At 38.3% G+C, this 24880-nt stretch carries 27 protein-coding genes and 1 riboswitch; of the genes, 5 read left to right on the forward strand and 22 right to left on the reverse strand.

What is annotated here, in order from left to right; genetic code table 11:
* Nucleotides 1-93: 93 nt before the first annotated feature.
* The 6 genes from ACRPLY_RS21455 to ACRPLY_RS21480 form a co-directional block, all read right to left on the reverse strand.
* The gene (locus ACRPLY_RS21455) at nucleotides 94-861 is read right to left on the reverse strand and encodes a metallophosphoesterase (protein WP_099331265.1); all 768 of its coding nucleotides are present in this window, start codon (nucleotides 859-861) and stop codon (nucleotides 94-96) included.
* Nucleotides 862-881: 20 nt separating this feature from the next.
* Nucleotides 882-1256 carry a hypothetical protein gene (locus tag ACRPLY_RS21460; protein WP_028411525.1) on the reverse strand — a complete coding sequence of 125 codons (375 nt, stop codon included), beginning with the start codon at nucleotides 1254-1256 and terminating at the stop codon, nucleotides 882-884.
* A gap of 54 nt (nucleotides 1257-1310) precedes the next feature.
* The gene (locus tag ACRPLY_RS21465; protein WP_033579743.1) at nucleotides 1311-1766 is read right to left on the reverse strand and encodes a DUF2663 family protein; all 456 of its coding nucleotides are present in this window, start codon (nucleotides 1764-1766) and stop codon (nucleotides 1311-1313) included.
* A gap of 88 nt (nucleotides 1767-1854) precedes the next feature.
* Nucleotides 1855-2460 carry a CPBP family intramembrane glutamic endopeptidase gene (locus ACRPLY_RS21470; protein ID WP_028411527.1) on the reverse strand — a complete coding sequence of 202 codons (606 nt, stop codon included), beginning with the start codon at nucleotides 2458-2460 and terminating at the stop codon, nucleotides 1855-1857.
* Nucleotides 2460-3977, reverse strand: a complete 1518-nt coding sequence (locus tag ACRPLY_RS21475) for a RecQ family ATP-dependent DNA helicase (protein ID WP_432232107.1) — start codon at nucleotides 3975-3977, stop codon at nucleotides 2460-2462. The genes ACRPLY_RS21470 and ACRPLY_RS21475 overlap by 1 nt, the downstream gene beginning before the upstream one ends.
* A 23-nt stretch (nucleotides 3978-4000) precedes the next feature.
* Nucleotides 4001-5050 carry a helix-turn-helix domain-containing protein gene (locus tag ACRPLY_RS21480; RefSeq protein ID WP_033579742.1) on the reverse strand — a complete coding sequence of 350 codons (1050 nt, stop codon included), beginning with the start codon at nucleotides 5048-5050 and terminating at the stop codon, nucleotides 4001-4003.
* A 257-nt stretch (nucleotides 5051-5307) separates the two neighbouring features.
* Here ACRPLY_RS21480 and ACRPLY_RS21485 point away from each other — a divergent pair, with 257 nt between their 5' ends.
* Nucleotides 5308-5556: a ferredoxin gene (locus ACRPLY_RS21485; protein ID WP_013059046.1), complete on the forward strand. Its 249-nt coding sequence runs from the start codon at nucleotides 5308-5310 to the stop codon at nucleotides 5554-5556.
* Nucleotides 5557-5637: 81 nt separating this feature from the next.
* On the opposite strand, the gene ACRPLY_RS21490 is transcribed toward ACRPLY_RS21485, so the two are convergent.
* The gene (locus tag ACRPLY_RS21490) at nucleotides 5638-6213 is read right to left on the reverse strand and encodes an ECF transporter S component (protein WP_028411530.1); all 576 of its coding nucleotides are present in this window, start codon (nucleotides 6211-6213) and stop codon (nucleotides 5638-5640) included.
* A gap of 154 nt (nucleotides 6214-6367) precedes the next feature.
* A riboswitch (FMN riboswitch) is annotated at nucleotides 6368-6511 on the reverse strand.
* Between the two features lie 299 nt (nucleotides 6512-6810).
* On the opposite strand from ACRPLY_RS21490, the gene serA reads away from it, so the two are divergent.
* Nucleotides 6811-8385, forward strand: coding sequence for a phosphoglycerate dehydrogenase (gene serA / locus ACRPLY_RS21495; RefSeq protein ID WP_325077397.1), 1575 nt, complete (start codon nucleotides 6811-6813; stop codon nucleotides 8383-8385).
* Between the two features lie 31 nt (nucleotides 8386-8416).
* Here serA and ACRPLY_RS21500 read toward each other — a convergent pair whose 3' ends face one another.
* From ACRPLY_RS21500 to ACRPLY_RS21555, 12 genes are all read right to left on the reverse strand, one after another.
* Nucleotides 8417-9106 carry a peptidoglycan DD-metalloendopeptidase family protein gene (locus ACRPLY_RS21500; protein ID WP_048019799.1) on the reverse strand — a complete coding sequence of 230 codons (690 nt, stop codon included), beginning with the start codon at nucleotides 9104-9106 and terminating at the stop codon, nucleotides 8417-8419.
* 171 nt (nucleotides 9107-9277) lie between these two features.
* The gene (locus ACRPLY_RS21505) at nucleotides 9278-11050 is read right to left on the reverse strand and encodes an ATP-binding protein (protein WP_325077396.1); all 1773 of its coding nucleotides are present in this window, start codon (nucleotides 11048-11050) and stop codon (nucleotides 9278-9280) included.
* The gene (locus ACRPLY_RS21510; protein ID WP_013059051.1) at nucleotides 11050-11766 is read right to left on the reverse strand and encodes a response regulator transcription factor; all 717 of its coding nucleotides are present in this window, start codon (nucleotides 11764-11766) and stop codon (nucleotides 11050-11052) included. The genes ACRPLY_RS21505 and ACRPLY_RS21510 overlap by 1 nt, the downstream gene beginning before the upstream one ends.
* Nucleotides 11767-12094: 328 nt before the next feature.
* Nucleotides 12095-13273 (reverse strand): c-type cytochrome biogenesis protein CcsB, encoded by a 1179-nt coding sequence (gene ccsB, locus ACRPLY_RS21515; protein WP_099331267.1) that lies wholly within the window; start codon nucleotides 13271-13273, stop codon nucleotides 12095-12097.
* A gap of 11 nt (nucleotides 13274-13284) precedes the next feature.
* Complete coding sequence (locus tag ACRPLY_RS21520) at nucleotides 13285-14907, reverse strand: cytochrome c biogenesis protein ResB (protein WP_028411535.1); 1623 nt, start codon at nucleotides 14905-14907, stop codon at nucleotides 13285-13287.
* Nucleotides 14908-14919: 12 nt separating this feature from the next.
* Nucleotides 14920-15441: a thiol-disulfide oxidoreductase ResA gene (resA, locus tag ACRPLY_RS21525; RefSeq protein WP_028411536.1), complete on the reverse strand. Its 522-nt coding sequence runs from the start codon at nucleotides 15439-15441 to the stop codon at nucleotides 14920-14922.
* Nucleotides 15442-15639: 198 nt separating this feature from the next.
* Nucleotides 15640-16365, reverse strand: coding sequence for a pseudouridine synthase (locus ACRPLY_RS21530; protein ID WP_028411537.1), 726 nt, complete (start codon nucleotides 16363-16365; stop codon nucleotides 15640-15642).
* An 86-nt stretch (nucleotides 16366-16451) separates the two neighbouring features.
* A complete protein-coding gene (locus tag ACRPLY_RS21535) occupies nucleotides 16452-16985 on the reverse strand; it encodes a spore maturation protein (RefSeq protein ID WP_013084923.1) in 534 nt (177 codons plus the stop codon).
* Nucleotides 16982-17581: a nucleoside recognition domain-containing protein gene (locus ACRPLY_RS21540; RefSeq protein WP_013059057.1), complete on the reverse strand. Its 600-nt coding sequence runs from the start codon at nucleotides 17579-17581 to the stop codon at nucleotides 16982-16984. Before ACRPLY_RS21540 ends, ACRPLY_RS21535 begins: the two co-directional genes overlap by 4 nt.
* Complete coding sequence (locus ACRPLY_RS21545) at nucleotides 17574-18722, reverse strand: D-alanyl-D-alanine carboxypeptidase family protein (RefSeq protein WP_325077395.1); 1149 nt, start codon at nucleotides 18720-18722, stop codon at nucleotides 17574-17576. The genes ACRPLY_RS21540 and ACRPLY_RS21545 overlap by 8 nt, the downstream gene beginning before the upstream one ends.
* Nucleotides 18723-18839: 117 nt before the next feature.
* Complete coding sequence (gene scpB / locus ACRPLY_RS21550) at nucleotides 18840-19412, reverse strand: SMC-Scp complex subunit ScpB (protein ID WP_099000478.1); 573 nt, start codon at nucleotides 19410-19412, stop codon at nucleotides 18840-18842.
* Nucleotides 19409-20164, reverse strand: coding sequence for a segregation/condensation protein A (locus ACRPLY_RS21555; protein WP_013059060.1), 756 nt, complete (start codon nucleotides 20162-20164; stop codon nucleotides 19409-19411). The genes scpB and ACRPLY_RS21555 overlap by 4 nt, the downstream gene beginning before the upstream one ends.
* A gap of 198 nt (nucleotides 20165-20362) precedes the next feature.
* Between ACRPLY_RS21555 and ACRPLY_RS21560 the strand changes: the two genes are divergently transcribed.
* Both ACRPLY_RS21560 and ACRPLY_RS21565 read left to right on the forward strand, forming a co-directional pair.
* On the forward strand, nucleotides 20363-20461 hold the full coding sequence (locus ACRPLY_RS21560; protein WP_170836726.1) for a YjcZ family sporulation protein: 99 nt from the start codon (nucleotides 20363-20365) through the stop codon (nucleotides 20459-20461).
* Between the two features lie 132 nt (nucleotides 20462-20593).
* Entirely contained in the window at nucleotides 20594-21115 is a 522-nt protein-coding gene (locus tag ACRPLY_RS21565; RefSeq protein ID WP_325077394.1) for a DUF309 domain-containing protein, read from the forward strand.
* Nucleotides 21116-21190: 75 nt separating this feature from the next.
* On the opposite strand, the gene ACRPLY_RS21570 is transcribed toward ACRPLY_RS21565, so the two are convergent.
* Both ACRPLY_RS21570 and ACRPLY_RS21575 read right to left on the reverse strand, forming a co-directional pair.
* On the reverse strand, nucleotides 21191-21544 hold the full coding sequence (locus ACRPLY_RS21570; RefSeq protein ID WP_013059063.1) for a GNAT family N-acetyltransferase: 354 nt from the start codon (nucleotides 21542-21544) through the stop codon (nucleotides 21191-21193).
* A gap of 244 nt (nucleotides 21545-21788) precedes the next feature.
* Nucleotides 21789-22223 (reverse strand): peptidylprolyl isomerase, encoded by a 435-nt coding sequence (locus ACRPLY_RS21575; RefSeq protein WP_013059064.1) that lies wholly within the window; start codon nucleotides 22221-22223, stop codon nucleotides 21789-21791.
* A gap of 389 nt (nucleotides 22224-22612) precedes the next feature.
* On the opposite strand from ACRPLY_RS21575, the gene ACRPLY_RS21580 reads away from it, so the two are divergent.
* Entirely contained in the window at nucleotides 22613-23488 is an 876-nt protein-coding gene (locus ACRPLY_RS21580) for a DUF1002 domain-containing protein (RefSeq protein ID WP_014458307.1), read from the forward strand.
* Nucleotides 23489-23535: 47 nt separating this feature from the next.
* Here the strand turns inward: ACRPLY_RS21580 and lysA are convergent, their stop codons facing one another.
* Nucleotides 23536-24855, reverse strand: a complete 1320-nt coding sequence (lysA, locus tag ACRPLY_RS21585) for a diaminopimelate decarboxylase (protein ID WP_325077393.1) — start codon at nucleotides 24853-24855, stop codon at nucleotides 23536-23538.
* Between the last annotated feature and the right edge of the window lie 25 nt (nucleotides 24856-24880).

Here is a 24880-nt window from a genome sequence, read left to right on the forward strand (position 1 = left end):
TACTCTTCGTGAACTGTTTCTATTAATTGAATTATAGGATAAGTTATCCTGTGTGTAAAATTTGTATATGCTATGTAAAGAGTTTGTTCAAGGCTATTCTTTCCTTTTTAAAGTGATATAATGCGTTTGTGCTCTAGCTTGTAAACGGAGAGGCAGGGAGGTTGTACCATATCCATTACTAACAAAAAGAGGAATCTGTCTTTTCTCTTTCAGCCCTCCTAATTCATACATACCAAAATTAAATAAGCGTATCTGTCCTCCGTGTGTATGTCCGCTCAAAATTAAATCTACTTTTGATTCTTCATCTACATAATAGATAACATCAGGATTGTGGCTTAGAAGAATGGTAAGCTGGTCAGGTTCAATGGAAGAAACAGCTCGCTTTAGATCCATCTCACCTTCGGATAAATCATCTACTCCCGCAAAATTGCATGTAGTACCATGTTTAGAAACTGCAGAGACATGCTCGTTTTTAAGGGTAATAACTCCCTCATCCTTAAGCATCTGCTTCAATTGCACTTGACTTACTTCGTAATCATTATTTCCCCATACAAAATAGACCGGTCCAAGCGTTTTAAGCTTTTGAATATTTTGACGAGCACGCAATAAAGGTACTCCTCCTTCTAGTAAGTCACCGCCTATGATCACAAAGTCTACTTCACCAGGTATTTTTTCCAACAGCTTCGACGAAACTGTTCGCTTATGTACATCCGATATAAAAAACAGGCGTAAAGGCTGCTGATTTCCGGGAAATGCTGATAAATGAATCGTTCTTTCTTCTACATATGTACGATGGGCTTCCGAAAACATAAAAATCAGCAGGCCTATGCCTAACGCTAAAATAATTAAAGAAATAACCATATATTCTCCTTCTTTTCATTTTATACACGGTGTGTTTCTGTTAAAGAAGAAAGGGCATAAATTGTCGCAATTGTTAACAAACCTACTACTTGATAAAGCGCAACTGTGCTTAACGATAAAACTCCTATCACACATAGACATGAAACAAGATATTCATGCCATTTTACCTTATAGCCTTTTAGAAACAACCGACTTTGCAGAAACACTTTACGAACTGCCGCCGACAGACAAAAAAGAGCCGTGAAAAATAAAATTATAATACCAAACACATCTAACGGATGTAAAATCATTTGAATAAGTAAATAGGTTAACGAAGCTTTTGAGCCTACAGCCGTTAAACTGCTGATATAATAACTGCATAACCACGCAGCCAGCAAGTTAAACCAATCTCTCACAAAAAAACCCCCTTCACTAAACTTCTATGTAAAAAGAGGCTTTTTCATGCGATTCTATTTATTTTCATGATATAAATTAATTCCATAAGTGGACTGCATCCAGCGGAACGTTTCTTTTCGGTTCTCCCATGTTTCAGGCGTCGCCCATAGCTCTTTGCTTCTTTTAATAATCTCACAGCGCAAGTCTTGAAAAGTCTTTTCCGCTTTCTCGCTTTTTTTCTGCAGCTGTACAGTATAAAAATAAAGGGAGACGGTAAGCAATAGAAACATCAAATGCCCTATGTTACCTAACAAAAATGAGAAAAATTCGCTAAACGTCGTAAAAAAACCGCTTTGAAATATGAAAAAAAAGTAGCTAATAACAGCCGTTACGCTGGCTAAAAACAAAAGCTTCCATCTTTTCTCTTTAGCTTTCAGCTTATTAACCGTCTCTTTTCTTTTGATAACGCTCGCTAATATATATTGAAGTGTTTCATCGCTTTCAAAGTCTATCAACTTGTTTTCCAACATTCCACCCCCTCGTATGCTAGTACAACATATGAGTGAATATAAAAGATTATGTGGATAACACTGAAAATAATGGCTGTTTCCTTAACCTTTACTGCATGAGTTCTTCTGACTGTACAGATTTCCCTTTTGACTTTCGTATCTGCAGGCCTAATAAAAAATCAATGAGAAAATGAGTAAAAATCGTGACATACAAATTTTCAGTCCACCAAAACAGCAACCCTATTAAAAAGCTTAAAACCACAACCGAAATAAATAGAAACCACTTTTTTAAATATCGAATGTGAACGAGTGCAAATACGATACTCGCCCAAAAAAGGCCAAACTGAACTTGTATAACCCCTCGAAATAATATTTCTTCTGAACATGCAACGATTAGGCAAATAAGGGCTAGATGAGGAATGGAACGATTAGCAAATAAACGTTCATTAATCCCTCCGTCATCATATAAATGCTCGGGTACACACTTCATTAGAAGCATATCTCCTCCTACTACCAAGAGAGCTGTACCTCCCCCGTACAATAAAATAGAAGCCCAATCCAGCTCAAAAAACTGTAAAAAGGAATGCCACGAATCAAATGTGAAAAAACCGATGCCTAAAGCAATAAAGCAGATGAGCAGCTGCGTTACATATAAATTTTTAACCAGCTCTGCATCCGTCATGGATGAAATAAGCTCTTGCTGTGACTTTGCCATTATATCTCTCCTTGACGAAGCAAACGAGCTAATTCTAATTCCCAGCCTTGAAATGTCCATTGCTCTTGCTCACCATTTGTTTTTTTATAGGCTTCTAAATCCAATCCGCAGCAATCGCAACAATTCTGAAGCTCTGATTTTCCCAGCTCATTGAAATAGCCAAGCAGCACCTGACGACGGCATTCTTTTGCCTCAATAAACTCCTTCATCGCACGGTACTTGTCATGTTTGTTTCGAAGACGTTTATTTACAGCTGCAACAATCGTTTCATGCAGCGATTCAGGGATTTTCCTAGGTTCAACATGTTCATTTTCCACTACATTTTCTCTGTACAAATAATAACGAATAAATCGCCAATGTGTTTCTTGAATACCCACTGTATAAAGAAAATGAGACTCTACTTGTTTTAAAGGAATGGCCTGATCATGATTTCGTAAATACGACAGGCAGTATAAGATGATATCTGAAGAAGGAAGCTCAATTTCAAGTAAAGAATGAGCAAAATCATCGTCTCCTTCAGCATAAAGCAAAATCGCAATACTGTTTTGCTGATCGCGTCCACTTCTTCCAATTTCCTGTACGTATGCTTCTAGCTGCGTAGGTGTATGAAAATGAATAACAAAGCGAACATTCGATTTATTAACCCCCATTCCAAATGCACTTGTGCAGCAAATGATATCAAGCTGGTTTTCTAAAAATTGCTGTTGAACAAGCATTCTTTCATTCGGTTCCATTCCCCCATGGTAATACTGCACTCGCTGTATCCCATTTTCCTTTAGAAGCTGTGTTAATGCTTCTGTCCAAGATCGGCTGGAACAATAGATAATTCCTGGACTTTGCAGTTCACTAACGTACATCAGCAACTTCTCTTTTTTCTCTTCAATACTTGCAACAAAATCAACTTTCATCGCAATATTACTTCGATTCATGGAATAGATGTGCTCGTTGACAGCAGGCAGCGATAAGTAACGCTTAATATCTTCCACTACTTCCCTAGTCGCAGTTCCTGTTAGTGCCAGACATAGCGGACTGCCAAGTTCCTTCCATATATCTCCTAACTGAAGATAATCCAAACGGAAATCATGTCCCCACTGAGAAATACAGTGCGCCTCGTCCACAACGAAAAGGCCTACCTTTGCCTGTTTTAATGCTTCTACCACAACAGCGTTTTGCAAAATTTCAGGAGATGCATAAATAAAACGATAAAAAGCTAAATCTTTTAGCGCCCGTCTTTTTTCTTCTTGGTGTAGGAAACTATTTAAGGCAATAACTCTCTTTTCTCCACTTGCCTTTAGTTGTTGAACTTGATCTTCCATCAGTGAAATTAAAGGAGATACAATCAGCACCGGTCGGTTCAACACATAAGCGGGGAGCTGATAGCACAATGATTTCCCTGTTCCTGTAGGAAGAACCGCTAACACATTATGACCTGTTAAAATATCTTGAATAATCTCTTTTTGTCCTAGTCGAAATTGGCTATAGCCAAATTGTTTCTGTAGAAGTTGTTCTATCTTCACATCAAACACCACTTTTTTTAGTATCAGGTAAAATGTTTTGCTAATACGAGACGAATCTGAAAATAGGTAACGCCGTCTTTTACTTCTTCCTTTATCGCCTTTAATTTATTTGTACGCAAACTTTCAAAAGCCGAGATAATTTCTTCCTGCTGCTTAGGCGATACGTATGCATCGATTGAAAAAGATGGAACAAACAGAGCTAATTCTGCAATATGATCTTCAATTGTACTTTCTTTTAAACGCCTTATATAAGCAATTTCTTCAAGCGTCTTTCCTTTTTGAAGCCAGCTATACGTTTTTAACGTCGAGCTTGTCAAAGGCAATTCTAAATATAGATCATGCAAAAAAGAAGAAAGTACATGAAAGCTTTCATTATTTTGACTCACTTTTTCAATGATATGATGAATAACCCCTAAAAGTTGAATATGCACATAATGCTCATCGAGTTCATATTGATATGCTAACTGATTTTTTGTAAAGCCTACTCTTTCGTATCCAGTCAGTTGCAAAACAAAAAGAGACGCATCCCGTTCCGTACAATCTTTCAAGCACGTTCGGAGCTCTTTGAATAGCTCGGCGGCTAACTCTTGACGCGTTTGCTTTTGAGACATAATATACGTTTTGACCCATTGAATGACCTCAGGATTTTTGGAAATGGGTAAAAACCCTTTTTGAAAATACTGTAGGTTTGATAAGGTCTGAATGAACAAAGTGATTCTTGCTAAAAATAATTGAGTACTGCTTGCGAATTTCCATCCGTCTAAAGCTGGATGAAAGGGCCGAGCCGTCAGTTCATCTTCAAGGCGTGTTCGTCCCTTATCTGTCATCACATACTTTTGATTTTCAGTTTCTTCGATATACTGCTGTTCTTTTAAATATGCAACGCAGGTTTCAAAAGACCGTTTATCTAAGTAAAAAAATGACTGAAAAAGAAAAGAGATTCCAAAAATTTTTCCGTCTTGAATTGTTTGCGCTGACTTTTTACCTGTTAATAAATGATAAATACCATAGGCGGTTCGCTCACCTTTTAACTGTTTTATACAAAATAAAATGCTAACTTGAATATAATTCAAAGGTGTCAACTTCCTTTCTCATTCATTGTACCAAAAGTGACCAATAGCATGTGAGATAAAGGCTTTTTAGCTCTTTCCTTTATGTATCAAAACGTTTGGATAAGTGAAGAAACCTTGATTTGATAAGCATTCTCAGTGACTTTTCTATTGAAAAGTTTTATAAATCATTTTACAATGAATAAGGAGAAATTTCACTCTTGATTCGCGAAGAGATTATATAATGAGAAATTTTCGAACACTTTACAGGAGGTCTTGTTATGCCAAAATATACAATTGTTGATAAAGATACTTGCATCGCATGCGGCGCTTGCGGAGCAGCAGCACCAGACATTTATGATTATGATGATGAAGGTATTGCATTCGTAACATTAGATGATAACCAAGGTGTAGTAGAAATTCCAGAAGATCTAGAAGATGATATGATGGATGCAATGGAAGGCTGCCCTACGGATTCAATTCGCGTAGCGGATGAAAAATTCGAAGGCGATGCTAATAAATTCGAATAAGTATTGAACAAACCTGTAGTATAGTACATGCTGCAGGTTTTTTTATATATAAAAATCGCTCTCCCCGGGAGAGCGATTGAATTAAACAGCAACGCGGCGCGTGATCCATTGCTTCATTTTTGAAAACAATAAGACAAAAATAACCCCTGTTGCTGCTCCTTTTATTAAGTTAAACGGCAAAATACCTGCAACGATATATTGACGCGCTTGTTCACTAGACATTTCTGGCGATTGTAAGAAGATTGTATACGCTGGTAAAAAGACATAATAATTTAAGACAGCCATGAGTACCGTCATTACAACCGTACCCGTAACCAAACCTATCGTTACGCCTTTAGCTGTTTTAAATCGACGGAACATATATGATACAGGAAGAACGAACAGTAAACCAGCTACAAAGTTCGCCACTTGACCAACCGGAACCCCTGTAGCACTTCCTTGAATTAAATAATTCAATAAATTTTTTATTCCTTCTACTATAACAGCAGCCATAGGTCCAAATACAAGTGCTGCTACGAGTGCAGGAATTTCGCTAAAATCAATTGTTAAAAACGGAGGTAATCCAGGAATCGGAAAATTAATCATCATTAAAATGTAAGCAATACTGCTTAACATTCCTAGTATAACCAGCTTTTGAGTTTTCTTACTTTGTTGCATCTTGCCTCTCTCCTTCTTTGTGATCCACTCTTCAAAGAAGAAAGGTTCAACTTCATATCCCCACGCAAAAACCTCTCAACAAATGATTCGTTGAGAGGAGACATGGCAGGCATATTTAATAAACGTTCATCACATTAGGTTTTGAACGCTGAACCTCCACCTTCTCCCATCCAGACTGTACTGTCGGCTTTGGAATTTCACCAAATCTGCTCGTATGTATTACATATAAGCTCGCGGGCTCAAAACAATTTGTTTTTTTACCGCCGGTCGGGAATTTCACCCTGCCCCGAAGATAGACCAATATTTAATTATGAATTTATTATATGTTATCTCGAATTAAAAGTAAATAAAGAAGTTTTTTTAATTCCTATTAAATTGATGTCTTTTATAAACTTCATTACTGTTTTATATGTAAAATAAGGAAATAAGTGCATAACCAACAGCATTATGACATATTTATAGTTTCAATTTTACGTTTACAATTGTGTATTTGATAACTAATTGTAAAGTTTAAAAAATATAATTGACAGAATTTTTTTAACATGGTAAATTATCAAATATTTGATGATAGTAAAATCCAAGGGAGATGTTCACGTCATGTATAACGTATTAGTAGCTGATTCAATTAGCAATGAAGGTCTTGCTCCACTACTTGAAGCTCCTCATGTGAATCTTACGCGAAAAAAAGTTGAAGAAGTTGAGAATGATTTGCATACGTACGATGCGCTTTTAGTACGGAGTGCTACGACGGTTACAGAGGATTTGCTGGCAAAAATGCCGAATTTAAAAATTGTTGCTCGCGCTGGAGTAGGTGTCGATAATATTGATATTGAAGCCTCAACCAAACGAGGGGTTGTCGTTATTAACGCGCCGAACGGAAATACCATTTCAACGGCGGAACATACATTTGCTATGATGGCTAGCTTGTTTCGGCATATCCCCCAAGGAAATGCTTCAGTCAAAGCGCGCGAATGGAACCGCTCAGCATTTGTTGGAACAGAGCTTAATCGCAAACACCTGGGCATTATCGGATTTGGACGAATTGGCTCAGAACTTGCTAAACGCGCAAAAGCCTTCAATATGAGCGTTCACGTTTACGATCCTTTTTTAACCTCTTCCCGAGCTGAAAAGCTAGGCGTAGAACTATTATCCCTGGATGAATTACTAGCAGCAGCGGATGTAATTACCGTACACACTCCGCTTACGAAAGAAACCGAGGGATTGCTCAATCATGAAACATTAGCCAAAACAAAGAAGGGTGTATTTTTATTAAACTGCGCACGCGGCGGGATCATTGATGAAAAAGCCTTAGTTCATTATTTAGAAATTGGCCATGTTCAAGGTGCAGCTATTGACGTATTTGAAGTTGAACCGCCGATTGATAACCCTTTGTTACATTTTGATCAAGTTATTACAACTCCCCATTTAGGAGCTTCTACAAAAGAAGCCCAGCTTAACGTTGCTGAAGACGTGGCACATGACGTTCTGCGTTTTCTAGAAGGTAATCCTGTAAGTTCATCCATTAATTTACCAACGCTTTCTAAAGAAGTTTTTGAAAAAATTCAGCCGTTTACGAGCCTTACTAAACAAATGGGAGCTATTTTATCTCAATGCATGCGAGAACCCGTTCAGCATATCTCGATCTCCTACGGAGGTACAGTGACGGATTTAGAAACCACTTATATTACACGGAGCTTGTTATCAGGCTTTTTAACCCATCGTATTGACTCACCTGTTAACGAAGTCAATGCTTCTATGATTGCCAAAGAACGAGGAATTACATTTGGTGAAAAAACATCGGAAGATACGCAAGGATATTCTAATATAATTGACGTTACAGTAACAGGCGAACAGCGTACATTTACGATTACGGGCACTTATATAGCAGGATATGGACCTCGAATTGTTAATATTGATTCGTTTGATATTGATTTTTATCCAGAAGGACATCTTCTTTATATCCGTCACAGTGATCAGCCCGGAGTTATTGGAAATGTAGGGAAAGTACTTGGAGATTTACGTATTAACATTGCTACCATGCAAGTGGGCCGTAAGCAAAAAGGCGGAGAAGCCATTATGATGCTCACGTTTGATAAACTTTTAGATGATTCTGTCATCAATTCATTAAAACAAACAAGCGAAATTGTGACCATACAGCGCATTGAGTTGTAACATTGAAAAAAGAGCCTTAGCGGCTCTTTTTTTATGGACTTATTTTTAACACTTGTCCTGCATTTAAAGCGGTGTTCTCTAAATGATTCCACTTTCTTAGCTGCTCCACATCGACTTCATATTTGGCCGCAAGTTCAGATAATGTATCTCCTTGATGGATAAGAATACAGTTATCAGAAGCCTGATGTAACTGCTGAAAAACCGTGGCAGCTAAATCGTTTTTTACGTATGCCGATAGTTTTTGCTTGTCCAATTTGGCGAGTGGGTTTACCGCATTGGTTTTATCCGGATTCCAACTTCCTTGATGAACTTCAAAATGCAAATGTGCACCTGAAGATCGTCCTGTATTGCCAACCCATCCAATGTTTTGACCTGGGGCTACAGAATTTCCTTCTGCAACAAGTCGTTTCTCTAGATGAGCATAGACCGTTTCGTATCCATTCGTTTGTTTGATAAAAACAACTTGCCCGTATGTATTTGAATAATAAGAGCGGCTCACCACTCCTTTTGCAACAGCATACACCTGTGTACCAACAGGTGCTGCTATATCGATTCCAAAGTGTTTGGCGTGACGAGAACCAAATATATCAGTTAAGACTCCTTCAACCGGCCACTCCCACTGCTTCTCTTCTGCCTTTACCATTTGCCCGCCCAAAAATAAAAGACCTATACACAATCCCATCACTAATACAACCAATATTCTTCTTAACACGTCAATCATGAAGAAAGAACCTCCTATGTAGATCATTGCACACAAAACATACTATATGCCAATTCCTTCTCTTTTAGACTTGTTTATAGAAAAAATAAAGAGATGTGATTCTCCAATGAATCACATCTCTTTGCTATTCTTATTATTTCAGCCGAAGACAAACTGTTATTTAGCATGTGTTTACTTTGGCAGTTTGATAAAGAAAGTTGTTCCTTCATTTAATTCACTTTCAACCGCAACAATCCCTTGGTGTGCCTCCACGATATTTTTAGCGATCGCAAGCCCAAGACCAGTTCCTGACTTTCCTCTCGTTCTGGCTTTATCAGCTTTATAAAATCGCTCAAATACAAACGGAAGATCTTCTTTTGGAATCCCTGCTCCCGTATCTTGAACAGAAAGATGGATTTCGGATTGACTTTTATCAAGATGCAGCTTTACTTCTCCGTAGTCATCCGTATGACGAATGGCATTATCAATTAAGTTTGTCAGCACTTGTTCCATACGGTCTGAATCAATCATCGCTTCAAATTCATCTTCTATTTTTCCATTAAGAGACAGTTTAATATGTTTTTCTTTAGCTAACCCTTGAAACTTGCGCAAAACACGTTCTGTAAATTCAACCATTGCTACAGATTCTAAGTGAAGCTGCACATGTCCCGCTTCCATTCGCGCTAAATCTAAAAGTTCATTTACAAGCCGGCCCATACGGAGTGATTCATCATAAATCACCTGTGCAATTTCTTTCTTTTCTTCATCCGTACTTGCAATATCGTCAATAATAGCTTCACTATAACCTTGAAGCATAGAAATAGGTGTACGCAATTCATGAGACACGTTTGCAATAAAATCTTTTCTTGATTTATCAAGTTTACGCTCTTCAGACATATCTCGCAGTACAGCTACAGCACCGCGGATTTTCGTTTGATTATAGAGCGGTGACATTAAAATGACCCACGTTTTCCCTTGAATTTTCAACTCTGCACTTCGCTCCGTTTCAGTCTCTACTACCGTTTGAAACAAATGCACGACGTTTGCTGGAAGCTCAGGCACCTGCTGGTTGTTCACATCCTGCTCGTAATACCAAGTCTGAAGAAAATGCTCCGCTGGGGGATTGGTAATTAAAATCGATCCGTCTCTACTAAACGTAATAACACCGTCTGCCATACTGCTTAAAATACTTGAAAGCTGTTCTTTTTCCTGATTGAGCGCATTGAGATTAAACTTTAACTGCCTGCCCATTTGATTAAAAGCAATCGCTAACTCCCCAATTTCATCGTGAGTTAAAATAGGTACTTTTGTATCAAAGTTCCCTTTTGTTACTTCAAATGCCGCCTGCCTCATTTTTCTAAGAGGTGCTGTAATTCGAGTGGATAAGAAAAAAGCAAAGATAGTAGTTAAAATAATAGCAATACCTGCAGCCAATAAAATGAACTTAGTCGTATATTGAGCGGGCTCTTCAATTTCAGAAAGAGATTGATACAGATAAACGCCGCCTGTCGGTTTATTATCTTTCATTAAAGGTACACCGACAACAAACATTAAAGGCTCATCACTCGTGTCTTTCTTTGTGGTCATGTACATTTTTTCCCGTATTACTTTACCTTTTTCAACCACTTGATTTAGCTGATCGTTTTGTTTAACAATGGCCGAAATAGCTTTCTTATTTTCTTTATCAGGATGTGTGGAATGCCAATAGAAATCTTTATCCTGAACAATAACTACACTTGCTTGATCTGCAAGTTCACGAGCAATGGATAGTCCTAGCTTTTCATCCTCTGTTTCCTGCACAATGGTAGAGATTTTAGCAGCCGTTTTAGTTAAACGGTTTTCTGCGTCTACAACATGATAATTTTCAAAAAACTGAAGCAGTAAAATGGTCAAAATAAATAAAACAAGCGTAACGAGCAATAGGATAGTAAACCATAGTTTACCAACTACACTTCTCCAAAACATCAGTTATTTTCAACCTCAAATTTATACCCTACTCCCCAAACGGTTACGATCATTTTCGCCGCTTGTGACGATACGCGATTTAACTTTTCACGCAAACGCTTGACGTGCGTATCTACCGTACGAAGATCTCCAAAGAAATCATAATGCCACACTTCACGCAGCAGCTGTTCTCTGTCGTATACTTTATCTGGCGTTTTTGCAAGGTAGCACAATAATTCATATTCTTTTGGAGTTAAGTTAACTTCTTTTCCGTCTGCTGTAACGCGATGTGCATCATTATCAATCGTTAAGTGATCAAAGACAATAAGGTTTTTCACGCTCGTTTCTGGCTGAATAAACGTTGCTTGAGAAGAACGTCGAAGCAGTGCTTTTACGCGAAGAACCACTTCTCTTGGGCTAAACGGCTTAACGATGTAATCATCTGTACCTACTTCAAACCCTTGGACTCTGTTTACTTCTTCACCTTTAGCTGTAAGCATGATAATAGGAGTTGCTTTTTTCTCGCGAATTTGTTTACAGACCTCAATACCGTCTATGCCAGGCATCATTAAATCTAATACAATCAAATCATAATCTATGTGTAACGCTTTTTCGATTGCTTCATGCCCGTCGGCTGCTTCTTCAATGATGTATCCTTCTTTTTCTAAGTACATTTTTAACAATCGTCTAATGCGATCTTCATCGTCTACTAGCAGTAATCTTTGTTCGTTTTGCATGTATTTTCAACCTCCTAGTCTTAGTGTACAAAAAAAAACCGGCGAGTTCTACTTATGTTACCCAAACAATGTGACAATTCGTGAACACCTTTATGAAAAATAGCTTTTTTCCTCAAAAAAGAGGTTGAGACATATCGAATTCCATCCAATCTACAGATGGACAAATAAAATACAGGAGCTAGAAGCAACTACATATATGAAGCCTCCGTTCACCATGCAAATAAAAAAATCCGAACGAATGTGATTCTCCATCAAGAATCTCAACTCATCGTTCGGATCTTCTTCAACTAAAATATCTTTATTTCAGCCTCTATTCTATTTTTAAAGGTTACGCATATGAATGTAAACCTGCAATAACTAGGTTCACGGCCACTAAGTTGAACATGATGATGGCAAACCCGCCAACTGCCAGCCAAGCTGATTTTTCACCGTGCCATCCTTTAGACAGCCGAAGATGAAGAAAAGCGGCATAAAATAAAAAGGTGATCAGCGCCCACACCTCTTTGGGGTCCCATCCCCAAAAGCGCGTCCAGGCCATCTGAGCCCAAATCATAGCGAAAATAAGTGCTCCTAATGTAAAAATAGGAAATCCAATCGCCACTGCTCTGTAGCTTACTTCATCAAGCAAGTCGCTGTTTACCTGCTTCACAAGCGGCTGCAGTGCGGCTCCAATTCGCTTCCGTAAAATAAGACGAATCAGCCAATATAAGACAAACCCACCGGCTAACGACCAAATAACCGTATTTAATTTTTTAGCATTGATAATAGCCGGCATATCAACAAGCGGCTTTATGTCGTTCCCGTCTGTCCACTCACTTTGATGAGGCCCCACTAGCGGAACCATATGATATACGACTTGCTCTTGTTCGCCACTTTTATTAACCCAATTAAATGATGACTCGTAGTGAGCCGCATTAAAAGCCAGCGTCACCGCTACAAACCCAAGCGTACTAATAAGCGTATACAGGATAAATTCCAGCCAAAATGCTTTTTTATTTCGCTTGGATTGGTCAATTGTTTTGATTAAATAAATCAATCCTGCAACAAAGCTAATGGAAAGCACGGCTTCACCCGTAGCTGCGGTTGTAACGTGAATATGCAGCCAATTCGTCTGGAGAGCTGGTATCAGCGGCGTAATTTCAGTTGGAAACATGCTTGCATAAGCAATGATTAAAAGAGCCACCGGCAAGGCAAAAAGTCCAAGCATGCTAAGACGATAAATAAAGTAAATAACAATAAATGCGCCAACAAGCATCATGCCAAAAAACGTCGTAAATTCAAATAAATTACTAACAGGAGCGTGGCCTGATGCAATCCATCTTGTAATGAAATAGCCAATCTGTGCAATAAAACCGATGATGGTAACCGCAATTCCAAACGTTGCCCACTTTGTTTTCTTTTGAGCTGCTCGCTTATCTCGAATAGCTCCTCCGAAAAAAAAGGTTGCAACTAAATAAGCAATAAACGCCACATACAGTAAATTACTACTTATACTCGCGTAATCCATGCTTTTTCCTCCTATTTTGTTTCTTTATCATTTTGGTCCTTCAGCTGTGTGAGGGATGTGGATTCTAATAAACCATTTAATTCTTTTTTAAGACCATACCAGTTTTTATTTGTATGTGCGGCCAACCATATCTCATTATTGACTTTTTGAATCCACATGCGGCGATGATTCCAATACATCCCTTGAATCACACCAATCATAAAGATGGCTCCGCCAATCCCTAAAAACCAAAGCGTATAGTCTCTGCGAACGGTTAATCCCGTTACATTTTTCGTTTCCACACCAGCAAAGGTCATTTTATAATCGTTATTTCCTAGCGGTTCCAAGTTCTCTCTAATTCCAACAAAAGCAACTTCGCCTTTTTTATGCTGAGGCGTAATCATTTTAAATACAAAAGCCGGGTTGTTAGGCACTCTTGTTTTTGTATTTGGGTTTCCTTCATCATCAAAGAAAAAGTCTGGAAAGTAGCTCATGAGCTTGACTTTATATCCGTTTTTTAAATCATATGTTGCTTTTGGATTATGTAAATCTACTGTAAGTGAACCAACGTTTTTATTTGCATTTTTATCTGTTAAATGGAAAGACATAGAGCTAAACTCATTTAACTTGAAGTCCACTTGGTACATGGCATATCCTTCAAACTTAAGCGGCTGATTCACACGAATCTCTGAATCTTTTATTTTCTTTAGCTTTGGATCTGCTCCCGGTATAAGCTTTCCTTCGCGCTTATACAGACTAACATCCGCTTCATATTTTTTGGCTACTTTATTATTCCCTGCACGATCAATTGCTTCTTGAAACACGGCGCTTTCGCTATCTTTATCATACGTTTCCACAGTAAAACGATGGTTTTTCAAAAAATACTCTCCGTTCGTCCCAGGAATAACTTTTGTTTCACCTTCACGGATCCAAAGAACTTCATCTATATACATACCTGGTACAAATCTAAGCATAGCACCTAGTAAAAAGATAATGAGACCGATATGATTAACGTATGGACCCCATCTTGAGAAGCGTCCTTTTTCAGCCAGCAGATTGCCCTTTTCTTCGCGAATAGAGTATCTTCTTTTTTTCAGCATGCTTTTTACATGTTCATAATCTTGATCCGTCCACGATGATGAAGTGCTGTATAAACGCTGTCTCTTTAAGAAGTTTGGATGTTTTGTTACACTCTGCTTTTTTAGAGCTCGGTACAAAGGCACTACTCGATCTAAACTGCAAATGACTAACGACATTCCTAAAGCAGCAATTAAAAGCAAGTACCACCACGATTCATAGAGATGATGAAAACCTAACTTATAATAAAGCTCTCCTGTCCATCCATATTCCTTTTGATAATACTCACCTGCTGTCACATTAGGAGGTATGTAAGCTTCTTGAGGATAAATGGTTCCGACTGCAGACGCAACAAGCGTCACAATAATGATCCAAATGCCTACCTTTACAGAAGAGAAAAAATTCCATATTTTATCGATAACTGTTTTATTGTACGTTTGCGATCGCCTTGCGCTTCCTTCATAACGCATATCTACTAATTTTTCAGTTGTTTCTTCTGCAATTGGTTTACCACAGGCTTCACACAAAATCGTACCATGCGGGTTAACGTGTCCACATTCACATTTTACGTGTTTCATTGTCAACACTCCCTATGGTTTAATTTCTTCCATATATTCTTTTATTTTAGATTCTTCTAATCCGCCAATAAAGCTGTCTACAATCTTTCCGTTTTTATCAATTAAAAACGTAGTCGGAAGAGGATCTATCCCGTACGCACCCAACACTTGTGAATCTTTATCCATCAAAATTGGAAAAGATAGCCCATACTGTTTAGCAAACTGCTCTACCGCTATATTCGTTTCTGCAACGTTAACAGCTAAAATTTCAACGCCTTGCTTTTTATATGCTGCATACTGCTTTTCCATCGCCGGCATCTCTTGTTTACAGGGCTTGCACCATGTTCCCCAAAAATTCAAAAAAACTCCTTTGCCTTTGTAATCTGATAGCTGATGAGTTTCTCCATTAATATCTCTTAATATAAAGTCAGGTGCCTCATCTCCTACCGATACCTTTTGTTTATCAGCAAAAAATTGAGCATAAAGGGTATATCCAACCGCGCACAGTAAAACTGCTAATATAACTGTTCGAATAATCAAGCGCTTTTTTTTCATAGCACGAACTCCTTTTAACCGCTTTCAATACGCTTTTTTTCTACCATTATATCATTTTTTTGGTAGTGGCTTTCCGATAATATTTCGACGTTTCTGTGAAGTCTTCCTCTCATTCTACAAGTTCGACATTTTTTCAAAAAACCTTGCTTGATTTTCTAATTCACGACATTTTTCATAAAAAAAACAGGTAAGTGAAAATTACTTACCTGTTTGAGACATTGAATATAATTGTTTGACTTCATGAGCCGTAAGCTCGCGTGCTTCTCCTGCATTTAATCCGCGTAAGTCTAAAGGTCCGTAGCGCTCACGTTTTAACTTTAATACAGAATGTCCGATTGCATCGAACATGCGACGTACTTGACGATTTTTCCCTTCGTGAATCGTCAGTTCTACGATCGCCGTCTGCTTGCTTTTATCAATGGAAAGAACTTTTGCACGAGCTGGTGCTGTTTTTCCGTCTTCAAGCATCACTCCGCGCTGCAGCTGTCTGATGCTTTCACGACTTGGGATTCCTTTAATTTTAGCCACATACACTTTATCCACTTCAAATTTCGGGTGCATTAGCTGATTAGCAAATTCACCATCATTTGTTAAAAGAAGTAGACCCGACGTATCATAGTCCAGACGTCCAATCGGGTAAATTCTTTCTTCTACATGCGGAAAGAAGTCAACGACTGTTTTTCTTCCTTTGTCGTCGTTAGCAGCTGAAATCACGCCTCTTGGTTTGTATAGCATAAAATAAACAGGCGCTTCGCTTTCTACCGGCACTTCGTCTACTTCAATTTTATCGTTAGGACCTACTTTCGTGCCCAATTCTTTTACAACTTTTCCATTTACTTTCACTCGGCCTTGGCCGATTAATTCTTCAGCTTTACGTCTTGATGCTACACCTGCGTGAGCAATCACTTTTTGTAATCGTTCCATTAACACTTCACCTCTTGTAACATCTTACTTGTTTACGAAGTAATACACAAGTCTATTTGCCACACAGAGGTAGAATTTTCGATTTCTTACCTGCCAAATACAAGGATTACGATCACAACTGATGCAATAATCCCTACCAAATCCGCCAGTAAACCAACCTTCAGCGCATCTCCCATTTTTTTAATACCTACTGCTCCGAAATAAACCGTTAAAATATAAAACGTGGTATCTGTACTTCCCTGCATGGTCGATGCCAAACGACCGATAAAAGAATCAGGTCCATATGTAGAAATTAGATCCGTTGTGATACCAAGGGCAGCCGTTCCAGATATCGGTTTAATAAGAGCTAAAGGTACAATTTCAGCCGGAACGCCGACTGCTTGCAGCATAGGTTTTAAAACAGATAAGAAAAAATCAAGGGCTCCTGAAGCTCGAAAAATAGAGATGCTCACTAACATGCCGACTAAGTAAGGAATGATGGAAAAAGCAATTTGTAATCCGTCTTTCCCTCCCTCTACAAACTTTTCATACGTAGGAATTTTTTTGTAGGTTCCATAAAGTAAAATACAGCCTACGATAAGAGGAATAAACATCAATGATACTTGATTAAGCATCGTCATTTTCGTTTTCCTCCTTTTCGCGTACGTCGATAATAAAAGAAGCGATCAATGATGATAGCTCCTATCGTAGCTACAACAGTTGCTAAAAGCGTAGTACCCACAATTTCAGTAGGATTAGCCGAGTTATACGTAATTCGAATGGCAATAACTGTGGTCGGTATAAGCGTTAAACTGGTTGTGTTAAGTGCTAAAAGTGTGATCATAGAACGGCTTGCTTCGTCTCTGTCGCCGTTCAGTTTTTTAAGCTGCTCCATCGCTTTAATACCAAGAGGAGTTGCCGCATTCCCCAGCCCAAACATATTCGCCATCATATTGGACAATATGTATCCTAAGGCCGGATGATCTTTTGGAACATCAGGGAAAAGTCTAGTAATAATGGGGCGAAACAGTTTCGCTAACTTGTCGAGAAGCCCTGCACTTTGAGCAATATTCATCATACCTAACCAAAAGACCAGCACGCTGATTAATCCAATGCTGATGGTCACCGCTTCGCCTGCTCCTTGAAAAATTGCTTTGTTTACATCACCAATTTTCCCATTTATAATTGCAAAAACAATTCCGATAATGGTCAGCAGCATCCAAATAATATTAACCATCTGTTTTGGCTCCAGACTGAATAAACATTAATCGCTTCACTCGATTAAAGAAACCTTCTTGCTGCTCGGCCTGCTTTTCGAAATAAATAGGAACACTGTCAATCGTTTCTCCACTTCTATAAATATCGAGCTTCCCTACAACATTAGGAACTTTCCCTGTTTCTTCCCACTGCTTTTTAGGCTGAATTAACGTTGTTTTCACTTCTACAGAGCTCTGTTCTTTCTTTGTAAGAGGATAGACGACATTTCGTTTAATATACAACTGATCTTTATAGAAAGAATCTTTTATATCTGCCAATTCGCCTTTTGCAGCTAAACTGGTCATATCATATTTATCAAATGCATTTTCATACATGGAAATGTGATCGTTCCAATCATCTGGCGCATTAATCGTTACGGCGATTAAATCCATTCCATCTTTTGTAGCAGTTGTCACAAGCGTTCGTTTTGCTAATTTTGTATATCCTGTTTTTCCGCCAGTACAGTATGCATATAGTGTTGTCAGCAGTTTATTTTTGTTTTTCCACACTCGATCCCATTTCTCTTCAGGGTGCTTCATTCGATAGACTTTTGTTCCTGAAATCTCTTTGAAAATTTTATTATTCATTGCATAGCGCATAAGCAGAGCCATATCGTGTGCTGTTGAGCGATGATTTTCATGATCGTCTAATCCATGCGGATTTTGAAATGTTGTATTCATCATGCCAATTTCTTCTGCTTTTTTATTCATCAAATAAACAAATCCATCTTCGCTTCCTCCAACGGCTTCTGCGATAGCTACAGCAGCATCATTACCTGAGCGAAGCATCAAGCCATACACTAAATCTTTTAATTTTATTTTTTCACCTTCAACTAAATACACAGAAGAACCTTCAACGCCAACTGCGTTGTGGCTAACGGTAACTTTTTTATTTATTTTGCCAGATTCAATCGCCAGTATTGCTGTCATAATTTTTGTGATGCTAGCAATTCGGCTAACTTGATCTGCATTTTTAGCGTATAACACTCTTCCTGACTTCTGTTCCATCAAAATAGCACTATGAGCACTTACACTCCCTGCTGCAGATGATACGGAAGGCCAACCGCTGAGACATAGCAATACAATAAATAGATAGATGATACTTTTTTTGCTTCTTTTCATGTCATCCCCGTCCCTCTACCTGTTTGTACAAGTTTATGCTCGTCTTTTTTGGTTATGAATGAAAAGATTTGTCCATACAAAAAAGAACATAGAAAAACTCTATGTTCTTTTACGGTTTCACTTCATTTCTTGAAACGATTGAAAAAATAAATCTGCCTCTTGATCGGTTCCTTCTTGTAACAAATCTTCTGGAAGCGGCGGCAGCTCTTCGATACTTTTAAGCCCAAAATAGCCTAAAAATTCTTTTGTCGTTCCGTATAAGATGGCACGCCCTGCGCCTTCCGCTCGTCCCACTTCTTTTAACAGAACCTTTCCAATTAAAGTTTGAAGAGGTCTTTCCGTTTTCACTCCGCGAATCTCTTCGATTTCAGCTCTTGTAATTGGCTGCTTATACGCTACAATAGCTAACGTTTCAAGCGCTGCTTGTGACAATGATTGATTAGCAGGAGCTTCTACGAGCTTCTCAATATATGATGCATGCTCTTTTTTTGTAACAAGCTGATAGGCCCCGCCTATTTCAACAAGTGTAACTCCTCTGGACTTACACTCTTGCTCTAAGCTTTCCAAAGCACCTTGAATGTCTTCATGAGGCTTTTCTATAATCTCAGCTAACCGGCTAATAGACAGACCTTCATCACCAGAAACAAAAAGTAAGCTCTCAATAATAGCCTGTAAATTATTCGTTGTCATTCCTCTTCATTCCTTTCTCGATACGATACATAAAGCTCGTCTAGATTGTGCTGCTGTTCCACAACGATTTCATTTTCTTTCATTAATTCCAGCACAGCTAAAAACGTTACAACAATATGATCACGCTCTTGATAAGGAAACAGCTGATAAAAACTTTTTTTCCCTTTAAAGGCTTTTAATTCATTCACAATTTCACTCATGCGCTTGTCAATTGGAATATCTTGTCTTGCTATTTTCGTCTGCATAGGCTTTTTGTTTTGCTTTCGTTTCATTAACTTTTGAAAAGCACTTAGCATATCATACAGTGATATATCCAACCCTTCGTCCTGAGGCTGCGTACGTTCTTCTGCATTTATTTGCACATTACTTGGAGGTTTTGTATACACATGACTTTGGTCTTCTTCCAGCTTTTGAAGCTCTACTGCCGCTTCTTTAAACTTTCGATATTCAATTAAGCGCTGCATCAATTCTTCACGCGGATCTTCTTCATCGACCATTTCAATTTCATCCATATCTTCTTCATACGTAGGCAGAAGCATTTTACTTTTAATTTGAAGCAAAGTTGCTGCCATGACTAGATACTCACTGGCAACGTCTAGCTGAAGCTCATTCATTGTATGTATAAACATCATATATTGCTCAGTAATTGTCGCTACTGGGATATCGTAAATATCAATTTCAAATCGGTTAATCAAATGCAGAAGAAGATCTAAAGGTCCTTCAAACGCATCTACTTTTACACTGTACTCCACTTTTATCTCACCAACACTTTTCAATTGCTTATCATTTCTGCTGCTTTATATAACGTTACTATCATTAGTATAGAGGATTATAGACACATGTCCAATACAAATTAACGTAAAAATAGGTCATTTGCCCATACAAAAAGTTTAAACATACATATGATGTCAAGGTAATAACATTTTCAAATGGCTGAAGGAGGAACTCGCATGGGTGAAAAATCTTGTGGATACGGTAGCGGTTTCGCTTTAATTGTTGTACTGTTTATTTTATTAATTATTGTTGGTTGTTCTTGCTTACGCTTCTAACCACACATATTGAATAAAAACAAACGTGTTCGCCATACCTTGAGCACGTTTGTCTCTTTAAAGGCACAGCGCTGATGAATAGCTAATTTTTGTGATACACTACATATAGAGTCTTACCAGGAGGGAACAAGATTGTATTCACAAGCCTATATTGATTATTTAGTTCATTTTCATGGCGACCGGGATTACTTTGAATGCCATGAACTGCTAGAAGAACACTGGAAAAAAGACGAAAGAGGACACCGCAATATTATTTGGGTTGGCCTTATTCAAATTGCTGTTTCACTCTATCATCATCGACGTCAAAATTTCGCGGGAGCCAAAAGAACGATGCAAAAGGCGCTGGCAATTTTAACGAAGGAAGAAGAAAATATTGCACAGCTTGGACTTAATTATCCTTTACTGCTTAAACTTCTTCGCAAACAATTAGCTCTAATCGATACCTATCAGCCATATAAAAGCATTAACTTACCTATTGAAGATCCAGCATTATTACGAGCTTGCAAACAAAGAAGCACTGATAAACAGCTTGTCTGGTTATCAGCTTCTAATCTACAAAATGATGCGATTGTTCATCGTCACAGTACGCGAGATCGTTCAGGTGTGATTGCGGAAAGACAAGCGAACTTATTGGCAAAACAAAACAACAGGTAGCTAGAAGCTACCTGTTGTTTTATGATGACTAAGATGTGAAAGACGCTTTCGCACCTCAACTAATCATGCTTTTCTTTATTCATCCGCCTGACACTTTTCATAAAAAGGAGCGATGATTTCACTCGGCTTAATTTGTGCAGTCGTATACATTTCTTTAAGAGCTTTAATCATTTTTTTGCCAATGCCCTGTTGGCGGTGTGAAGGGTTTACACTGACGTGTTGAACCTCAATCAAACTTTTATCGAGCATGGAAATGCCAACAATTCCAATAATATCTTCTTCTTGCTTCCAAAGATACAGCTGCCAATGTTCGTTTTGCTCATATTCTTTCATCGTTTGTTGAAGTTTTTTTAAATCTTTTTCCGTAGGTACAAACGATAGAAGACCCATGGCAATTTTTTCATAGTTTCGTTTATAGCGAATAAGCATACGATTCTCCCTCGTCCTCAAACTTTCCTACAAATTAATGCGCTGCGTTTTTTACTGCTTTTATCATACAAAATTTATAAGTAAATAGCAATATTACACAAAAGCTTGTCATATGTCACGCGTGTATGAGAAACCTAATCTATTACGCTTTTTGAGCTGTTGCGCGAAGAAAAAACGCCGTAACCCCCTGTAAAAGGTTGTTATGACGTTTTATTAGCTGATATCCATTTATAGCAGTATGCTCTTATTCTTCCCAGACTTTTACTTCTTTCATTACGTCACCATTTTTCATTTTCAACACTGTATCAAGTCCTTCTGTTACTTTCCCAAATACAGTGTGAACACCGTTCAAATGAGGCTGTGGCTCATGAACAAGAAAGAACTGACTGCCGCCTGTGTCTTTACCAGCATGCGCCATTGATAGAGAACCCGCTTCGTGTTTGTGAGGGTTTCCTTCTGTTTCACATTTAATTGAATAGCCAGGGCCGCCAGCACCTGTACCAGTTGGGTCTCCTCCTTGAGAAACAAATCCAGGGATAACGCGGTGGAACGTTACGCCGTTGTAGAATCCTTCATTAGCTAATTTTTCAAAGTTTTCTACTGTTCCTGGTGCTTCGTTCGGAAATAAATCGATTAGAATTTTTTCACCATTTTCCATTAAAATACTTGCTTTTTTCATATAAATGACCTCCAATATATGTATTAGTACCGCTACAGGCTCTATCTTCCCCGTCAAAGCGGCAAAACGTAAAAGTTGTAAATGCCACCTAGAGGCAGAACACTTACATTTATAAACTCACTCTATTCTACTACAAACAAGCTCATGAATTCAATGAATGCACTTTTTCACTTTCTTATCGTAGGGCTCTAAATAAAAAATAGTAGTTGTGAGATGAAACTTTTTATAGTATCATCCGTCTAATACAGTGATGGAGATACATAGATTTCATTTTATATAGAAATCTACGCCTCTAGACTGATTTATGGAAAAATGATGAATTGACTCTGTTACTTCAGACCTGTCCGTATTATAATAGGGCAAGTATGGGATTAAAGGAGGAAAAAGGTTTGAAATTAACGATAAAAGCAATGATGGTGACATTAGGTCTTCTTCTATTCCTAACCGCACCCTTAAAAAGTTTTGCAGATGCTGCTCCGGGCGATGTGATTATTACATTAGGTCAGGACTTAACCAGCTCTCAGAAGCAACAGGTATTAAATGACCTTGATGCACCAAGCAATGCTCAAACAGTAACCGTGACAAACCAAGAAGAGCATGAATACTTAGGTGACTTTATTCCAAAGGCTACTATTGGATCTCGTGCTATTTCATCTTCTAGTATTACCCTTGGCTCAAAAGATTCTGGTTTAAGCGTATCAACTCAAAATATTAATGGTATTACAGATGACATGTATATTAATGCTTTAATGACCGCCGGCGTTAAAGATGCAAAAATCCAGATTACTGCTCCATTTGAAGTATCTGGTACAGCCGCTTTAACAGGTATTATGAAAGCATATGAAGTTCAAACAGATCAAAAAATCCCAGAAGAAGTAAAAAAAGCAGCCAACGAAGAGATGGTCCAAACATCTGAACTTGGTGAAAAAATCGGTAAAGAAAAAGCAGCGCAGTTTATGGCAACGATTAAAGAAGAAATTGCTAAAGAAAATCCTCAAACAAAGGACGATTTACGCACGTTAATTCAGCGCGTGGCTGATGATTTAGGTATTAAATTAACAGATTCAGAGCTTAATACACTGGTTGACTTTTTCAATCGGTTAAAAGATATGAACATCGATTGGAACCAAGTAAAAGACCAGCTTTCTGCGACAAAGGAAAAAGTAACAACATTTCTTCAGTCAGAAGAAGGCCAATCATTTCTTGATAAATTAAAGCAATTCTTTGTTGATATTATTGATGCTATTAAATCGTTATTCTCATAAAAAAGAGCCTCTTGAACAAGAGGCTCTTTTTTTACGTTAATCACTCGTTACTTTTTTACCGTCACTTTGTATTTCACGTCATTTTTTACAATGTCTTCATACGTTTCGCGTTTTACGACTAGCTGTGCTTCTCCATCTTCTACGAACACGACAGCTGGCTTTGGCAAACGGTTATAGTGACTTGCCATAGAATAACCGTATGCGCCTGTACAAAACATCGCTAATAAATCATCTGGGTTTGCTTTTGGAAGATGTACATCCCACATCAGCATATCCCCCGATTCACAGCACTTACCTGCGATGGATACGAGCTCATCACTCTCATCATTCATTCGATTGGCAATGACCGCTTCATATTTCGCTTGATACAGTGCGGGACGAATATTGTCGTTCATGCCTCCATCAATCGCTACATATTCACGTACATTCGGTACGTGTTTACGAGAACCGATTGAATACAGGGTCGTTCCAGCATCTCCTACAAGAGAGCGCCCGGGCTCAATCCAAATTTCAGGAATTTCTACTTCTAACTGTTTGGACTGCTTTTTGACCTCTTCTATAATAACTTCCACATACTGAGAAACAGGGATAGGCTGATCTTCTTCCGTATAACGAATGCCAAAACCCCCGCCTAAATTTAATACTTGCGGAACAAATTTTATACGTTGTTTCCACTCTTTCATTTTTGCAAAAAGCTTTTGAGTCGCCATAATAAATCCCGTTGTTTCAAAAATTTGCGATCCTATATGACAGTGAATGCCTAAAAGTTCTAGCCTCTTGCTATTTTGCACAAGACGCACAGCTTCGTCTGCTTGACCGTTTTGAAGATCAAATCCAAACTTCGAGTCTTCTTGCCCTGTCAAGATATAATCATGTGTATGAGCTTCAATTCCAGGTGTTAATCTGAGAAGAACAGGCATCTTTTTTTGATACTGTTCCGTTATTTCCTCAAGCAATGCAATTTCATAAAAATTATCAACTACAATGCATCCTACATCTTCTTTGACGGCCATTTCTAGTTCTGCTCGGCTTTTATTGTTTCCGTGAAAATGAATCCGTTCTTTTGGAAAGTCAGCTGCTAAAGCCGTATACAGTTCTCCCCCCGAAACAACGTCTAACGAAAGACCTTCTTCATGAACGACTTGGACCATTGCAATTGTCGAAAAAGCTTTGCTTGCATAAGCGACCTGTGCTTTTACCCCATGCTTTTCAAATGTTTCTTTAAATCCTCTAGCACGCTGCCGAATTAAAGCCACGTCATATACGTAAAGGGGTGTCCCAAAATTTGATGCTAACTCAACCGTATCAACTCCACCAATTTCAAGATGCCCCTGCTTATTTATGCGACTTGTTCCGTGTAAAAACATGTTTAGACCCCGTTCCTGTGTATAG

This window comes from Priestia sp. TGN 0903 (assembly GCF_050846855.1).
GTDB lineage: Bacteria > Bacillota > Bacilli > Bacillales > Bacillaceae_H > Priestia > Priestia zanthoxyli.

Excerpts from the sequence above, each read along its gene's own strand:
- lysA (WP_325077393.1), bottom strand. The coding sequence starts at position 24,855 with ATGTTTTTACACGGAACAAGTCGCATAAATAAGCAGGGGCATCTTGAA.
- ACRPLY_RS21530 (WP_028411537.1), bottom strand. The coding sequence starts at position 16,365 with ATGGAACGATTACAAAAAGTGATTGCTCACGCAGGTGTAGCATCAAGA.
- ACRPLY_RS21465 (WP_033579743.1), bottom strand. The coding sequence starts at position 1,766 with ATGTTGGAAAACAAGTTGATAGACTTTGAAAGCGATGAAACACTTCAA.
- ACRPLY_RS21545 (WP_325077395.1), bottom strand. The coding sequence starts at position 18,722 with ATGAAAAGAAGCAAAAAAAGTATCATCTATCTATTTATTGTATTGCTA.
- ACRPLY_RS21470 (WP_028411527.1), bottom strand. The coding sequence starts at position 2,460 with ATGGCAAAGTCACAGCAAGAGCTTATTTCATCCATGACGGATGCAGAG.
- ACRPLY_RS21570 (WP_013059063.1), bottom strand. The coding sequence starts at position 21,544 with ATGCTTATTCGCTATAAACGAAACTATGAAAAAATTGCCATGGGTCTT.
- ccsB (WP_099331267.1), bottom strand. The coding sequence starts at position 13,273 with ATGGATTACGCGAGTATAAGTAGTAATTTACTGTATGTGGCGTTTATT.
- ACRPLY_RS21485 (WP_013059046.1), top strand. The coding sequence starts at position 5,308 with ATGCCAAAATATACAATTGTTGATAAAGATACTTGCATCGCATGCGGC.
- ACRPLY_RS21520 (WP_028411535.1), bottom strand. The coding sequence starts at position 14,907 with ATGAAACACGTAAAATGTGAATGTGGACACGTTAACCCGCATGGTACG.
- resA (WP_028411536.1), bottom strand. The coding sequence starts at position 15,441 with ATGAAAAAAAAGCGCTTGATTATTCGAACAGTTATATTAGCAGTTTTA.
- ACRPLY_RS21510 (WP_013059051.1), bottom strand. The coding sequence starts at position 11,766 with ATGCAAAACGAACAAAGATTACTGCTAGTAGACGATGAAGATCGCATT.
- serA (WP_325077397.1), top strand. The coding sequence starts at position 6,811 with ATGTATAACGTATTAGTAGCTGATTCAATTAGCAATGAAGGTCTTGCT.
- ACRPLY_RS21500 (WP_048019799.1), bottom strand. The coding sequence starts at position 9,106 with ATGATTGACGTGTTAAGAAGAATATTGGTTGTATTAGTGATGGGATTG.
- ACRPLY_RS21540 (WP_013059057.1), bottom strand. The coding sequence starts at position 17,581 with ATGGTTAATATTATTTGGATGCTGCTGACCATTATCGGAATTGTTTTT.
- ACRPLY_RS21535 (WP_013084923.1), bottom strand. The coding sequence starts at position 16,985 with ATGACGATGCTTAATCAAGTATCATTGATGTTTATTCCTCTTATCGTA.
- scpB (WP_099000478.1), bottom strand. The coding sequence starts at position 19,412 with ATGACAACGAATAATTTACAGGCTATTATTGAGAGCTTACTTTTTGTT.
- ACRPLY_RS21490 (WP_028411530.1), bottom strand. The coding sequence starts at position 6,213 with ATGCAACAAAGTAAGAAAACTCAAAAGCTGGTTATACTAGGAATGTTA.
- ACRPLY_RS21505 (WP_325077396.1), bottom strand. The coding sequence starts at position 11,050 with ATGTTTTGGAGAAGTGTAGTTGGTAAACTATGGTTTACTATCCTATTG.
- ACRPLY_RS21560 (WP_170836726.1), top strand. The coding sequence starts at position 20,363 with ATGGGTGAAAAATCTTGTGGATACGGTAGCGGTTTCGCTTTAATTGTT.
- ACRPLY_RS21575 (WP_013059064.1), bottom strand. The coding sequence starts at position 22,223 with ATGAAAAAAGCAAGTATTTTAATGGAAAATGGTGAAAAAATTCTAATC.
- ACRPLY_RS21455 (WP_099331265.1), bottom strand. The coding sequence starts at position 861 with ATGGTTATTTCTTTAATTATTTTAGCGTTAGGCATAGGCCTGCTGATT.